The sequence below is a fragment of the Mucilaginibacter gossypiicola genome (assembly GCF_900110105.1).
In the GTDB taxonomy this organism is placed as follows: Bacteria; Bacteroidota; Bacteroidia; order Sphingobacteriales; family Sphingobacteriaceae; genus Mucilaginibacter; species Mucilaginibacter gossypiicola.
The window spans coordinates 35,286-50,971 of the sequence record NZ_FOCL01000004.1 but is presented as its reverse complement, the minus strand read 5'-3'; the positions used below and the strand labels follow the sequence as shown (position 1 = coordinate 50,971).

11 protein-coding genes are annotated in these 15,686 nt (G+C 43.9%); 3 read left to right on the top strand and 8 right to left on the bottom strand.

Annotated elements, in window-relative coordinates:
- Positions 1-3 precede the first annotated feature (3 nt).
- Complete coding sequence (locus tag BMX50_RS13985; RefSeq protein WP_091211169.1) at positions 4-1,677, top strand: patatin-like phospholipase family protein; 1,674 nt, start codon at positions 4-6, stop codon at positions 1,675-1,677.
- A gap of 55 nt (positions 1,678-1,732) precedes the next feature.
- Here BMX50_RS13985 and fabF read toward each other — a convergent pair whose 3' ends face one another.
- Together fabF and BMX50_RS13975 are read right to left on the bottom strand one after the other, a co-directional pair.
- Positions 1,733-2,977 (bottom strand): beta-ketoacyl-ACP synthase II, encoded by a 1,245-nt coding sequence (gene fabF / locus BMX50_RS13980; RefSeq protein ID WP_091211168.1) that lies wholly within the window; start codon positions 2,975-2,977, stop codon positions 1,733-1,735.
- A gap of 165 nt (positions 2,978-3,142) precedes the next feature.
- Positions 3,143-3,985 (bottom strand): isocitrate lyase/PEP mutase family protein, encoded by an 843-nt coding sequence (locus BMX50_RS13975; protein ID WP_091211167.1) that lies wholly within the window; start codon positions 3,983-3,985, stop codon positions 3,143-3,145.
- Between the two features lie 143 nt (positions 3,986-4,128).
- Here BMX50_RS13975 and BMX50_RS13970 point away from each other — a divergent pair, with 143 nt between their 5' ends.
- A complete protein-coding gene (locus BMX50_RS13970) occupies positions 4,129-4,755 on the top strand; it encodes a chloramphenicol acetyltransferase (RefSeq protein ID WP_091211166.1) in 627 nt (208 codons plus the stop codon).
- On the opposite strand, the gene BMX50_RS13965 is transcribed toward BMX50_RS13970, so the two are convergent.
- The gene (locus BMX50_RS13965) at positions 4,752-6,047 is read right to left on the bottom strand and encodes a DUF885 domain-containing protein (RefSeq protein ID WP_091211165.1); all 1,296 of its coding nucleotides are present in this window, start codon (positions 6,045-6,047) and stop codon (positions 4,752-4,754) included. The genes BMX50_RS13970 and BMX50_RS13965 overlap by 4 nt on opposite strands.
- Positions 6,048-6,163: 116 nt before the next feature.
- On the opposite strand from BMX50_RS13965, the gene BMX50_RS13960 reads away from it, so the two are divergent.
- Complete coding sequence (locus BMX50_RS13960) at positions 6,164-7,129, top strand: TolB-like translocation protein (protein ID WP_091211164.1); 966 nt, start codon at positions 6,164-6,166, stop codon at positions 7,127-7,129.
- 8 nt (positions 7,130-7,137) lie between these two features.
- Here BMX50_RS13960 and BMX50_RS13955 read toward each other — a convergent pair whose 3' ends face one another.
- From BMX50_RS13955 to BMX50_RS13935, 5 genes are all read right to left on the bottom strand, one after another.
- Complete coding sequence (locus BMX50_RS13955) at positions 7,138-7,572, bottom strand: CBS domain-containing protein (protein ID WP_091211163.1); 435 nt, start codon at positions 7,570-7,572, stop codon at positions 7,138-7,140.
- Between the two features lie 197 nt (positions 7,573-7,769).
- The gene (locus BMX50_RS13950) at positions 7,770-9,257 is read right to left on the bottom strand and encodes an arabinan endo-1,5-alpha-L-arabinosidase (protein ID WP_091211162.1); all 1,488 of its coding nucleotides are present in this window, start codon (positions 9,255-9,257) and stop codon (positions 7,770-7,772) included.
- A 216-nt stretch (positions 9,258-9,473) separates the two neighbouring features.
- Complete coding sequence (locus BMX50_RS13945; RefSeq protein ID WP_091211161.1) at positions 9,474-11,030, bottom strand: RagB/SusD family nutrient uptake outer membrane protein; 1,557 nt, start codon at positions 11,028-11,030, stop codon at positions 9,474-9,476.
- Positions 11,031-11,060: 30 nt separating this feature from the next.
- Positions 11,061-14,405 carry a SusC/RagA family TonB-linked outer membrane protein gene (locus tag BMX50_RS13940; RefSeq protein WP_091211160.1) on the bottom strand — a complete coding sequence of 1,115 codons (3,345 nt, stop codon included), beginning with the start codon at positions 14,403-14,405 and terminating at the stop codon, positions 11,061-11,063.
- Positions 14,406-14,565: 160 nt separating this feature from the next.
- Entirely contained in the window at positions 14,566-15,648 is a 1,083-nt protein-coding gene (locus BMX50_RS13935) for a FecR family protein (RefSeq protein ID WP_091211159.1), read from the bottom strand.
- Between the last annotated feature and the right edge of the window lie 38 nt (positions 15,649-15,686).

The window sequence follows — 15,686 nt, the reverse complement described above, 5'->3', positions numbered from 1 at the left end:
CTCATGGCAGCAGATAAAACTTCAGATCAGCAAGTATTTTATGTAGGACTTTGTATGGCCGGCGCCGTATCTGCCGGAGCTTATACAGCAGGTGTTATCGATTATCTTTTACAGGCATTGACCGAATGGGACAAGCGTCGCGGCCAGCCTGGCGTTCCATCTCATAGGGTGCAGATCCCGGTAATGGGCGGTGCATCGGCAGGTGGTATGACCAGTATCATGGCAGCTTCATCGCTTAACAACCCTATAACCCATATTGACAAACCATCGGGAGATATCTTAGCCGAACACCCTGAAAACAAGCTCTACCACTCATGGGTTGATCTTGTTCAGGCCGATATGTTTTCGAAAATGCTCGATACTGCTGACATTAAAAGTTCAGGTGTAATATCTGCCCTAAACTCTGATTTTATTAATGATGTTGCCAAACGTGTTGTTTCTGCCGATCCAAAACAATGGCAACCTACCCCGGCCTATATCAAACCTGGGTTAAAGATCTTTACTACGCTTACCAATCTTCAAGGCTATGCCTATAATGTTCCGTTTAATTCATCATCGCCGCAACGTACCAAATATAACATGCGTATCCATAATGATTATGCATGTTTTCAGCTAACCGAAAATGCTATTACCGGGCATAACGATGGCTGGATGCCCCTCGACCTGAAAAACAAAGTTAATACCGATATAGCAGCCGACGCAGCTATGGCAACCGGCGCTTTTCCGGTTGGCCTGCAATCGCGCATAGTTAAACGTGATGCCCAATATGTTAACAATAACCCATGGCTCAGCAACTATCTAACTAATACCCCTATTGGTGCCGGCGCATATCAAACCCTGAATGTTGACGGCGGCATGATCAATAACGAACCTTTTGATAAGGTTAGAAGCGTTTTGGATGACCTTACCGGTCAGCCGGATACGGATTACAACAACTTTAACAAGTTTGTGTCAACCGTGTTGATGATTGAACCCTTCCCTACACAGGCGCCTACGCCAATTTCGCAGTCAAGGGCTATATCAAACGTAGTAGGTTTAACGCTGTCATCCATGCTATCGCAAATGCGCTCAAAGGCTGTTAATATTAAAGACGCTATGGACGAAGATTGCGCAGGTCAGTACCTGATCACACCATCGCGAAGGGTAGATACATCGGATGGTAAATCAACCGACTTAACGGGTGAACAAGCCATAGCCTGCGGTGCGCTAAGCGGGTTTAGCGGATTCTTAAATAAAGAGTTCAGGGTTCATGATTTCTTTTTAGGACGACACAACTGCAAGATCTTTTTACGCGACTATTTTACTGTACCGGCTAAGGCGCTTACAACTAATCCGATATTTGTGGACGGCTATGCCAATGCCGACAAAGCCAAATATAAATCCACCCAAAGTGATAGCTACCAAATCATCCCTATATTTGAAGAAGATATCAAATTCCCGGATATTAAATTTAGTTCGGGCAACAACTGGCCTACTATTAAAGAACAGGATATTGACAGGTTTAGCGGAGGCTTAAAAGATAGGATCCAAACCATTATGCTTAATGTAGCAGACCTGGGCTGGCTTACTAAAAGCCTGTTGTGGATAGGTGCTAAAGTGATCCTGAACCGGATGGTAACCAATAAAATTATGGTGGTGATAAAAGGCGAACTTAAAACCTGGAAGCTGCTACCTTAAACAGTATATATAAGACTTACGAAGTTTTAAAAACTTCGTAAGTCTTCAAACGCTTTTATATCGCTTTAAACACAACAATGCCGTTATGACCGCCAAAGCCAAAAGTATTGCTCATGGCTACTTTTACTTTATGGTCGATAGCATCTTTCAATACAAACTTCAAAGAATCCGGAATGGCAGGGTCTAAAGTTGTGGTGTTGATTGTTGGCGGTATAATTTGGTTTTCGATTGACTTTATAGCGGCGATAGCTTCAATAGCACCGGCAGCACCAAGCAGGTGACCTGTCATTGATTTGGTTGAACCAATGATGGTGTTTGTTTCTTTACCTTTTGTGACAGCAAGTAAAGCGTTGATTTCTGATAAGTCGCCAACCGGGGTCGAAGTAGCGTGCATGTTCAGGTAGTCAACATCTTCAATACTTAAGCCAGATTCGGTAAGCGCCTGTTGCATGGCACGGGCAGCACCAAGGCCTTCAGGATGTGTAGCTGTCATGTGGTAAGCGTCGGCAGTCATTGATGCACCAGTTACCTCAGCGTAAATATGTGCACCACGGCTAACAGCGTGATCATAGTCTTCAAGTACTAAAGCACCGGCACCTTCGCCCATAACAAAACCATCACGATCGATATCAAACGGCCTTGAAGCATGCTGAGGGTCACTATTGCGGCCCGACATGGCTTTCATTGAGCTAAACCCACCAATAGAAGCCGGCGTAATAGGCGCTTCAGAACCACCTGTAACTATAATTTTAGCCTTGCCTAAACGGATATAGTTAAAGGCATCCATAATAGCAGTATTTGAGGTAGCACAGGCCGAAACGGTAGTATAGTTGATCCCCATAAAACCATTACGGATAGAGATCATGCCTGAAGCCATATTAGAAATAAACTTAGGTACAAAGAACGGGCTAAACCTTGGCTGTCCGTTACCTCTTGCATATTCAGTTACCTGTTCCTCAAAAGTTTCCATACCGCCTTGTCCGCTACCCCAAATGATACCAACATCAAAGGGGTCCATTTTGCTCAAATCAAATCCCGAATCTTTGATAGCCTCATCGGCCGCTACAAGCGCATATTGGGTAAAGGTATCGGTACGTTTTAATTCGGCTTTATCCAGGTGCTCTGTTATATTGAAATCTTTGAGCTCGCAGGCAAATTGCGTACGGAACAATGATGCATCAAAACGGGTGATGGTTGCTGCGCCGCTTTTACCGGCAACTAAGTTTTGCCAATAAGTTTCTACATTATTTCCAAGCGGTGTTAAGGCGCCCAGACCTGTTATAACTACTCTGTTTAACATGATGGTTTTATTAAAATCGGCGCAAAGATATAAATATATACCACTTGGTATTTTGAAAAATCAATGCGAATTAGTTTTACAGACTGAAAATTACCAGGTTATGGCATGACCAAAAGCCAAAACAGTTCAAAAACCACCACGGTTAAACCAAGGAAAGAGATTTGATTATTTCCCAAAAATCTTATTTAATTCCGAATAAGGTACAGCATCATTCACAAAACTATAACCGCCCTTTGCAAGCTCAATTGCAGCGCGCTGAAAAGCCCCCAAAGCCGCCCTTGCCAATGCCGAACCAAGGCTTACCCTTTTCACCCCTAAATCGGCAAGTTCATTAAAGCTGATATCAAATCCGGCAGCGCCAAGTACAATATTTACGGGTTTAGGTGTAACAGCTTTTACCACTTCCCTTATTTGCTCCCTTGTTTTAAGCCCCGGGGCAAAAAGTACGTCGGCCCCTGCATCGGCATAAGCAACCAGTCGCCTGATGGTATCCTGCAGGTCTATTTTACCGTGGATCATGTTTTCGGCCCTGGCCGTCAACGTAAAATGAAAAGGCAGGCTTCGCGCCGCCTCAACAGCGGCCTTTACACGTGCAACCGAAAGGTCGAAATTGTAAATTGGATCCTGATCATTCCCGGTAGCATCCTCTATCGAACCACCAACTAATCCCACGCCGGCCGCTGCTAAAATTGTTTCGGCACAGATTTCAGGTGTATCGCCAAAACCATTCTCCAAATCGGCGGCTACCGGTAAATGAGTGGCATTGATTATAGCACGTGCATTATCAAGTGTTTCGTTAAGACTAACCAAGGCGTGCCCGTCCGGGCGACCAAGTGCGTAAGCCAGCCCGGCACTTGTAGTGGTAAAAGCCTCAAAACCTAATCCCGTTAAAATTTTAGCCGAACCTGCATCCCAGGGATTGGGGATAATGAACAACCCATAGCGTTCATGCAAGGCTTTAAAAACTTCAGCTTTTTGATTTTGGATATTATTTATTGCAGATGACATTTCAAGGCAGATTAGTGTTTCCCGAAGTTAAGTTAAAAATTAGTCTGTAGTCATAAGCCTTAAGTCAAAAAGCAGATTCTAACTTAAAACTTAGTACTTCTAACTTACAACTTAATATCCTTAATATTGCAGCTGCAATAGTTATGAAACAACAAGTAGATATTGAAAACTGGATCAGAAAAGAACATTACACCTTTTTTAAACAGTTTGAGGAGCCCTATTACGGCGTAAACGTAAACATTGACGTAACCGCCGCTTATAAGTTTGTAAAGGATAACAGTCTCTCGTTTTTCCTTTATACCATGTACCAGTCGTTAGCTGCATCGCAAACTATTGAGCCGTTTAAGTACCGCATGGAAGACGACGAAGTTTTTATTTACGACCGGATTGACGCCAGTTCAACTGTTCCACGGGCTAACGGCACATTTGGCTTTGGCGAATGGCCTTTTCATCCTTTGTTTGAAGATTTCGCCCGCGATGCAAACAAAGAAATTGAGCGCGTACAAAGCAACAACCTGCTTGAACGTAAGGCTTTGAACAACGTTATCCGTTATTCGTCACTACCGTGGATCAACTTTACCTCGTTGTCACACGCGCGTATGTTTTCATTTGTGGATAGCTGCCCCAAAATTTCCTTTGGTAAAATGACCGAACATCATGGCAAGCGCACCATGCCGTTATCCATCCATGTAAACCATGCTTTGGTTGATGGTATTCATGTAGGCCAGTATATTGATTGCTACCAGGAGTTGTTGAACAAAGGATTTTAACCCTTTTTAAACACATTTTCCTTCACCATAAACAATGGCAACGAGCCGTGGTCAAGTACGCGTGAATGGAAATCCCTGATATTAAATTTGGCGCCTTGCTTTTGTTGTAGTTCTTCTTTCCAGTGCAATATTTGCAATGCGCCATATTTGTAGGTAACAACCTGTGCCGGCCAGCGGCGCATGCGGGCTATCTCGCGCATGGCAATGTCATCCTGTCCGCGGATATTTTTTTTCCAGAAAGCCAATGCTTGCTCATCTGTCCAGCCGTAATAATTCAGAGCAACATCTAACGGTACGCGAACAGAACGTACAATATCCCACTCCCATTTACCCAGCTCATCATATGGCGTTTTATAAACGCCAAGTTGTTTGCCCAACTCTTCGGTATAAGCCCCCCAGCCTTCGGCAAAGCCCATGTAATAAAACAGCTGCTGTACCGCTGATGTCTTGGTTTGTGCTTCGATACTGGCCTGGTAATGATGCCCTGGGACACCCTCATGAATAAAAAGCCAATCAATCTGGCGTTTATTGTAAGGTTTATCAAATAGGTTATAGTAAAACACATTGCTGTCATAATAGCCGGGCGTTTGCGCCAGTTGCCGGCTTTCGCCTTTTTCAATTTTTAGCGGCGCTATATTGGTATTGTTAAATAACTTCGGCAGGTTAGCATAAATAATCTCTTTAGTATTTTCAAACGATTGCTGCACTACTTTAGGGTCACTGATAAAAAAGGACGGATCATTGAGGTGTTTATAGAAATCGTCTTCGCTTAAACCGGTTTGCAGGCGGATAGCATCGATATGTTTTTGAACGCGGCTAACTTCCGTTAGTCCAAACTGGTAAATTTCATCGGGAGTAGCATTGGCGCTTGTCCAGCGTTTAAGCAGGTAAGTATACCAGGCTTTTCCGTTGGGGATGTTGATAATACCGTTTGTTGGAACAGCCGCCGGTTTGTTTTTCAACCAGTCCTGTTCAAGAGTAATTCGTTCCAGGTTGAGGCCGGTTTCATAACTGATCAGCTCATAATCTACCTTTTCCGATTCATTTAATTGATCTGCCTCAAAAGCCGATAGGCCCGTTTTCGCTTTTGTAAAAAAGTCCAGTTGCTTTTGCACATCGGCAGCGGTACCAATATGCTCCAAACCACTTACGTAGCTTAGCTCCAATTGCGGCAGATGCAAACCGTTGTAGCCGGCTACAAAATCTTTGCAAAAGGCATCAAATGTTTGTTGCTTTTTTACCGGAAATACCGACAACATAAACGCACTGGCAGCTACAATAAAAACCTTCATAAAAACGGATTGGGTAAACAAACATAATTAATAAACCGTATTTTAATTGAGCAAAGCCCAATATCCCCCTATTGGGGTGATAAGCCAGCAATTATTACCGTATAAATTTGATAATCATGGTATATAGCAAATTAATTCCGCTTTGTGTTTTTATGCTGATTGCCTTTAGTGGATTGGCACAGATCACCTATCCCGATGCCAATTTTCCGGGTGATACGCCACGCCTGTTTGCGCAAGGTATCCTTACTGATGGGTTGAGCAACCGCGATTTTACCATCTCGCCACAGGGCGACGAAATATTTTTCACACTGCAACAACCTCGTTTTATCACCAGTACTATTTTGCATATCCAAAAGAAAAATGGCAAATGGAGCAAGCCCGAAATTGCCCCCTTCTCGGGCCGTTACCGTGACCTGGAAGCAAGCTTCTCGCCGGATGGCCAAACCATTTATTTCTCGTCAGACAGGCCTCTGAATGACACCATCGCCAAAAAGGATTTTGACATTTGGCGGGTTAAACGCGACAAGGCAGGAAACTGGGGCCAACCCGAAAATCTTGGCCCGGAAGTCAACTCAGCCAAAAGTGAATATTATCCCAGCATAGCTAAAAGCGGCAACCTATATTTTACCGTGGAAGCCGATTACGGCAAAGGCAGCGAAGATATTGTTATTTGCAAACCAAAGGCAACGGGCTATACCAAACCCGAAAGCTTACCCGAAGATGTGAATACCAAATACGATGAGTTTAACGCCTTTATTGATCCGGATGAGCAATTCATTATGTTTAGCTGCTACGGGCGCGCCGATGACCTTGGGCATGGGGACTTATACATAAGCCATAAAGATAAATTGGGCAACTGGCTGCCTGCCAAACATCTCCCTGCTCCAATAAACAGCACAGCACTTGATTACTGCCCTTATGTAACCACCGACAAAAAATACTTGATCTTTACCAGCAACCGCATTAACAGCCAGTTAAATAACGGCCAAACTAAAACGTACAGACAATTACAAGCGCTACTTAACGGCCCCGGCAATGGATGGGATGATATTTATTGGATAAAATTTAACGAAGCCTGGTGAACAATAGCCTATGTTGACTGGATATAGCTGTGCAATTGCTCGATAGTTTCCCTCTGCGAGTGGATAGTTTCGTATACCACATCACTCATCGAAATGATACCACATAACTGATCAGCAACATCAAACACCGGTAAATACCTGATGTTGTTTTCGCTCATGATCAGCATACATTCATCAACAGACGACTCGGGGGTGATCCTCGGGAAGTTGGTACTTATGATCTCGCCGGCCGTAGTTTCGTCGGAGTGTTTGCCCATCAGGATAATTTTACGGGAGTAATCCCTTTCGGTCATCAGCCCCAGGTATCTGCCGTTTTCGGTAACCACTACCGATCCTATATTTTTATCGGCCATCAACTTCAACACATTAAACACAGTAGTTTCGGCGGGTACGGCAGTAACATTGCTCCCCTTACGGGCCAGGATATGCTTTACACTTTTCATGAGTACTCAGGTTAATTTTGGTATTTTCAAGATACGAATAAGTAACAGAAAAACAATGAATTGTGGAAAATATTTTCAATTCCAGGGCATTAAACAACATAGCCCAATTCAAAAAACATAATTTATTAAACCCCATCCCAACAAAAAAGCCCCTCAGTAATTAAACCGAAGGGCTACCAACCTATATAAAAACAAACCTATTGTTTTCTCTTTCCCCAAATGGCAGTGCCATGGTTATCTAACCCGGTAAATATCAGGGTTGATGTTATTTTATTTTCCCAGTCGCGCTCACGCTCAACTTTCAGTTCATACGTGTCACCATTGCTGTATTTAAGTTCGAGCCACGGAGCGGCGAAGGTCCATTTATCTGCAGTATTGCCATCAATAGTGCCGGCTGCATCCAGCTTAAAGGTTGTTGAAACCTGAAAATCCGGATTGGTTTGCTCGGTCCCATAGCCCGGTACTACGTGATAATTCAGTATGATTTTTTCGTAGGTTCCTGCTACATCAGTTGAAGCTATGGTTGTTTGGGCAACGTTGGCATAACGCTCGGGCGATACTATCGGCCAGCCATCAGGCGTCCAGGATATTTTGCGAACGTGCAGGTCCATAAAGTACGAGTTGATCCCCGGCCTGCCCTGGTGTGCCATGTAATATTGCCCGCTGCCATTATCAAACACCGCGCAATGGCCTGTACCCTGCCAACCGCTTTGATTGGTAAACTGATACGGAGCAAGGAGCATCGGACCATGATCTTCATCGGTATTAACGTCGTGCCCGTTATAATCATAAAATGGCCCGGTCGGACTATCGGCCCGCCCTACCCTTACGTTATATTTGGTTTGCAGCCAATCATAACTGATAAACAGGAAATACTTTTTCAGATCGGGATTGTAGATCACTTCGGCACCCTCAATATTGCCGTTGTATTTACCACCTGTAAAACCACGGTTGGCTATGCGTTTCCCCTTATCACCCGGTGAAACAGCAAGGCCTGTTGAAGGATCAAGCTTCAGGATATAAATGCCATCCCAGGCCGAACCGTAGTACATATATTGCTCGCCGCTGGTCGTAGTTATTACCGTTGGATCAATAGCGTTGGTTTGGATACTGGCATCATTAGCAGATGTTACCACGATACCTTTCTCTGTCCACGGGCCATCCGGAGCTGAAGCAGTTGCCATACCAATAACACTTAAACGTGCCACTGCTGATGAAAGCGAATAGTACAACCTGTATTCAGAACCCACTTTCATTACATATGGAGCCCACAAAGCATTATAAGGCGTACCACCTTTTCCTGTTATATAAGCAGAGCCCTGTGCCGGCAACGACGAAAACACCCAGCCCACATACTCCCACTGCACCAAATCCTTCGACCGGCGAATTTGCAGCCCCGATCTTACATCGGTGCCAAAAGCCACATCAGTACTATAGCAATAGTAATAATCGCCAAATTTTTTGATAGATGGATCATGCACGTTATACACCGTCCACTTAGGATAATAGGTAAAAGCGGCTATATCGGCATACGTATCACTGATGCTATTGATATCAAAGGTGCTTGTTACCGGTGTGGTGGTAGTATCAGTTTTTGTGGTTGTTGGCACAGGTGTTTCCTTTTTTGAGCAGGAAAATATGGCCGCGGCAAGCGCCACGATTAGGTATAGATTTTTCGCTTTCATAAGCCGTCTCTATATCTCCTCCTACAGAAGAGAATTTTTTATTTGTTTATATATTAACCTTCGAGAAAAGCACGGGATTGTGCGATTCCCCTCTTGAGAGGGGTGTAGGGGTGTGTTTCTGCTCCAAGCATCGCCCGTATAACACACCCCTGCTTTCGCTCATTCCTACGCGCCCCCTCTCAAGAGGGGAACTTAAAGCGCCCCTGCGCTTTTTTATTAATACCCTGTATTCTGCACCAAACCAACATTGGTTTGTACCTCTGTAAGTGGTATTGGCAAATACTCCTTACCCGGGGTATAAGTATTAAATTCCGGATCACGTGCTTTAAGCCAGGCCAGTTTAGTTGCGTCCTGCAACCAGCCCCAGCGACGGATATCATCAAACCTGTGACCTTCCAGCGAAAACTCCAGGAAACGTTCGTGGCCTATCTGCTCGCGCATTTCGGCCTGGCTCATACCCGGTTTAACGGTAGCCAGGTTGGGCAAACCAACACGGTTACGCACCATTTGAATGTATTGATAAGCATCGTTTGTAGTGCCTAATTCGTTCAAACATTCGGCGTACATCAGCAGCACATCGGCATAACGCATGAGCCTTTCGTTAATACCCGATCTCCAGTCGTATTCATCAGCCTGCCCGCTATCACCGTTCTCATATTTGTGGCAAAACAAAGCGTTTAATGACGAGCTACCTGCGTAGCGGGTTGCAAAATCCTGGTTATACAATTTTTCACCGGGCTTGTTGTAGTACATTGTTACATCCAAACGCGGGTCTGTGCCGCCGCTGGTTGTTTTTTCCTGCAGATATTCGTTGTACAATGCTGGCGTTGGCTGCACATCGGTAAAGCCAAAACTTGCTGCACCAAAAGTGATGGCACGGGCAGATGTACGTCCCCATCCCGATGATGGGTCGCCGCCCCAGCCCAGATCAGTACCGCCAGCATCTCTTGAAAACTGCACTTCGAATATCGACTCAGCATTGTTTTCATTATTGGCAAAAAAGTTATCATAGTAATTAGGTACAAGGCTATAAAGCCCCATATCAATTACCGATTTAAACTCGGCTGCTGCCTCAGCATACTTTTTAGTAAACAGGTAGGTTTTACCCAGGTATGCTGCTGCTGCTCCTTTTGTAGCACGACCTATCTGCCCATCGGGTGATAAGCCAGTGTACGTTGTTGGCAGCATGCCTTCAGCCGCTTTAAAATCGCTGATCACCTGCGCCCAAACTACATCCTGAGGTTGTTGTTTTTGGAAATAATCGGCACTTGATGCAGCAGGAACCAACGGCATGGGCACGTTTTTATAAAAATCGGCCAGGTGGAAATAGTACAATCCACGAAGAAAATAAGCCTGACCCAATACACGTTTCTTCAGTTCGGCATCCATGTTGATGGCCGGCACATACTTCAGTACCTCGTTTGCACGTAAAATACCCTGGTAGTAGGCCGTCCATGAAAATAGTACGCCATCGCCAGTGCTCTGCATGTTAAACTTACCCATGTTATAGATCTGATCCCATGGACTGTAGCTTGTAGCATCATCGCCCCTTGTATTTTCAACTATCGGCGAAAAGCGCATGTATGAGCCATCAATAATTAAGCTGCCATATACAGCGTTAATCCCTTTTACAGCATCGCTGGAGTTTTGCCAAAATGTTTGAGTTGTTTGCGCGTTAGGGTTTACCGTAGTCAGGTCGCTCTTTTTACACCCCATGGCAAATGCGGCTACCAACAATAGCGTTAATACTGCCTTTGTATATATCGTTTTCATTATAAATAATGTTAAATCGTTAATCAGTTTTTATAATCCTAATTGTAAGCCTACCAGTAAAGTGCGTGGATTTGGGAACGAGCCATAATCAAAGCCACGGTTAATGGTACCATCGTTAATAAAATCAGGGTCGAAACCTTTGTACTTGGTAATAGTGTACAGATTTTGTCCTGACAGGTAAACTCTCAGGCTCCTGATCACGTGCGTACGGTTCAACAAACCTGCAGGCAGCGTATACCCCAATTGCGCGGTTTGTAAACGGGCATATGAGCCGCTTTGAATAAACCTGTCAGAATTGCGGTTATTGGCATTAGGATCACCGATTATTGGGCGCGGCACATTGGTATTGGTGTTATTAGGAGTCCAATAGTTCAGCTCATCGGTGCTGGCATTGGTGTACTGACCTGTCATTAAAGCCTGGTACACGCCGTTGGCAATTTTGCTGCCATAGTTGCCTTGTATAAATACTGATGCATCAAAGTTTTTGTAATTAGCGCTTAAGTTAAAACCATAGTATAATTTAGGAATAGCCGAGCCTAAGTAAACACGGTCGGCATCGTTGATGATACCGTCTTTATTGGTATCAACAAACTTAACATCGCCCGGGGCTGCTCCTGTTTGAGTGGCATGTGCCGCCACATCAGCCGCATCTTTAAAAATGCCTTCAGTTTTAAAAGCGTACAGCTCACCTACTTCGCCTCCAACAGCTGTTTTGCTGTATGCGCCGTATATCGGGTTACCACCATTGCCCAATGACGTTACTTTATTTTTCACGGTTGAAGCGTTTGCACTAATGGTGTAATTGAACGGACCGGTATCCCTGCTGCGATAAGTGACTGTAAACTCGATGCCTTTATTGGTAAACGAAGCGGCATTAACCAGCGGCGTGTTGATAGCCCCTACCGAAACCGGAATAGGTACTGATAACAGGATGCCTTTGATCTTGTTGATATAATACTCTGATGAAAAGCTTAATTGATCGTGAAACAGGCTCAAATCCAAACCAATATTAGTCGTTTGTTTTTGCTCCCATTTATTGGTTTGATCAAACACCTGGGTTTGAGTTGCTCCCGATGCAAGGGTATTGCCGAATACATAGCTGGCATTGGCATTTACTACCGCCTGGTAAGGATAAAATGCAAGGGCATTTACGTTACCCAATGTACCATAACCTGCTTTTAACTTTAACTGGCTGATGGTTTCGGGCAGGTGCAGAAATTTCTCCTTATTGATATTCCATCCCACAGATACACCGGCAAAATTACCAAAGCGGTTATATTCCGGCAGCTGCGATGTACCGTCGCGACGGTAGTTGGCAGTCAACAGGTAACGGTCGTCATAGTTATAGTTTACACGGCCAAATATTGGCGAGTAAAATTTACGCTCGTTACTGTTACCAAATACTGTTTTATCGGTAGTATTACTCACGTTATCAAACGCGAACAAGTATGGCTGAGGCAGGTTGTACGCAATGCCTGTCAGGTTATCATTTTTATCTTTTTGATAAGCTGTACCTGCCAATAATTCTACATGGTGCTTGCTGATGTCAAACTTGTAGCTTAATGTATTCTCGACAAGTGCAGTGTAATAGTTGCCGCGCGCATCACTGTAGTATGCGGTGGTATTTGGATAAAACCAGCCAAGGTCATAAATAGGATCAAAGTAAGTATTCTTGAAATCGTTACGATCGTAACTTGCGCTAAGACGGTATTTCAGATTTTTAATAAATTCTACCTCCATCCACGCCGATGCCATCATCCGGTTACGTTGCCCGGTGCTGTTTAACAGGTTATTTACGCCGATGATATTCAAAGAGATTGCCCTTTGGGTATTTTGATCAACACCACCATAACCTCCAACACGGTTAGGGTCATAAATAGGCATGGTAGGGATAGCTGTAACAAGGTCAACTATCTGGTTACCGGTTCCGTGCAGGTGAGGATAGGCCAAATTGTTATAGTCGCCTTCAGTATAAGCAAACTTACTACCGAAAGACACGATACCTTTTTTACCCTGGATATTACCGCTCAGGTTATAGCGGGTATATGAAGGGCCGGATACAGTTGTACCGGTTTGGTTAAAGTAATCAAAAGCAACGCTATAACTCATATTTTCGTTACCGCCGGATAAACCCAGATCATGACTTTGGGTATAACCCGTTCTGAACCCGGATTTTTGCCAATCGGTATTTACGTTGCTGATAAACTTGCTTGATGATGGGTCATTACCCGGAGCCAGCGATAAACCAGCATTAGTTTCGGCCGCATCGGCAATTTTCTGATAACCTACCCTATCGGTAACCGACAATGTTTTTGGATTTTTCTGGAAGCCTGCGTAACCATTATAGTTGATCTTCATGGCGCCATTACGGCCTTTTTTGGTGGTGATGATCACCACACCATTAGCGCCGCGGAAGCCATAAATAGCACCTGCAGAAGCATCTTTGATTACCTGTAAACTTTCTATATCTGTAGTCGGAAAATCAAAGGGTTCCATGGTTGGTACGCCGTCAATAATATAAAGCGGATTGTTATTGATCAGCGAGCTTACGCCGCGAATGCGGATAGAAACACCTTCGCCCGGTACACCCGAACCATTTACCTGCACACCCGCAACCTGGCCTTGTAAAGCCCTCGCAACATCAGGTGTTACACGTTTATTGGCTTCTTTAAGGTTTACCACAGCAACCGAGCCTGTAAGGTTTTCCTTTTTCTGTGTACCGTATCCAACCACAATTACTTCATTCAAAGAGTTTGAAGCTGCTTTTAACTGCACATTGATCAGGGAGCTGCCGTTAACTGTTATTTCCTGCGAGGCATAACCCACAAACGAAAACACGAGCACTACACCACTGGTATTGCTGTCTGGAATATTTAAAGTATAACGCCCCTGTAAATCGGTTTGGGCACTTACATTGGTGCCTTTCACCTTTACAGTAACACCAGGCATGGGCAAGTCAGACTCGTCAGTCACTTTACCGTTAATAGCGCCGGGAGCCATCGCTGCTCCCTTTTCTGTAAGGATAACCAGGTTATTATCGCTTACCGTATAATTCAGGTTAGTGTTGCTAAGTACAATTTTCATCACCTCTTCAAGCGATGCATCTTTTGTATTTAAACTGGCGGGCATGTCGTTTTTCAACAACATGTCGTCGTTGTACAAAAAGCGATAGTCAGACTTCTTTTCAATTTCCTTCAGCGCCTTTTTCAGCGATACGTTTTGGAAATTTACGTTGATGCGGGTCTGACCATATCCTTTTGAAAACGCCTGCAACGAGGAGACGAGTACCAGGATACAGATAAATTTAAACATAAGAAGTACTTTCAAAAATTGGTTCAGCCGCAATGGGTTAATGCGGTGTGCATTTTTTTTCATAATTTAGCATTAAGGTTATTTAACTATTGGGTTTATAGAAGGACTGGTAGTTAATTTGTACCACATTATAATGGGGGGATGCGGGAACATCTTCCCATTTTTTATGGCCTGAGGTTTTATACTTTTCTATGCATAGGCTTATCTCATAAAGTTTTAGTTATTAATAAATTACAATTTGGTTAGTGTCTATTTTATAATGGAACGCCGCTGTCCTTTGCAGGTACAACAAAGCTTTGTTAATTGGTTCTTTTTCAAACTTGCCGGTAAAGCGCAGCTTTTTAACATCTTCATTTTCAAAAACAATATTTACATTATAGCGGCGCTCCATTTTTTGGGCTATGTTTTCAAAGTCCTCGGCGTCAAAAGCCAGTTTATTTTCAAGCCATAAAGCCTCAGATGGCAAAGTATCCTTTTTGGCTTGATGAATGCGGCTTAGCGCTATAAGCGGTGTTTCTTCGGCTATCCTATCCGTAGGAATATTACCTTTAATTTGCGGCTCCTGATTGTTGATTATCGTAAGTTTTTCTGAGGGATTAAGGATGATCTTCTTTTCGGGATTTCTTAAAACGGTAAGTTCTATTTTACCGCGAATGAGTGCGGCTTCGGACGTTTTATCATTATTGTATGAGCGCACATTAAACTTAGTACCCAACACCCTGACACTGATTGTTGGCGTAGTTACTACAAAAGGATGCTGAGGATCTTTAACCACATCAAAAAATGCCTCACCAACAAGGTTTACCCTTCTTTGATCGGTACCGAAATCATTACCGTAAGTGAGCTTGCTGCCCATGTTAAGCCAAACCCGGCTACCATCTGGTAGTTGAATTTTACTGATACCATTTTTAGGGGCAGTTATTTCGTTAGATTTCCCGGTGGTGATAGTTTCCTTGCGGGTAAACCAAAATACGCCCAGCAATAAACATGCGGCGGCTAATAACGACGCCAGCTTGATGATCCTCGCTTTTTTTGCTTTGGTTTGGATTGTGATAACCTGGGCAGCTTCTGCAGCTTCCTTTTCTTCAATGGCATCAAGTTCTGCCTCAAATGCATCCCATTTGTTTAACAGCTTTTCATCCTGGCTGGCTTGCTGGTCATTTTTCCAGATCGCTTCAAGCCCATCCATTGGGTACATACCGGCTGCTTCCTGTTGCTGCAACAGTTGCTCAAGTTCAAGTAACTCTTCGGGCGAAGCTTCACCATTTAACTTTTTGCCAATAAGTATCCAGATGTTGTTGATCATTATTTACGGTTCTATATATAAAGACTGTAAATAATAGG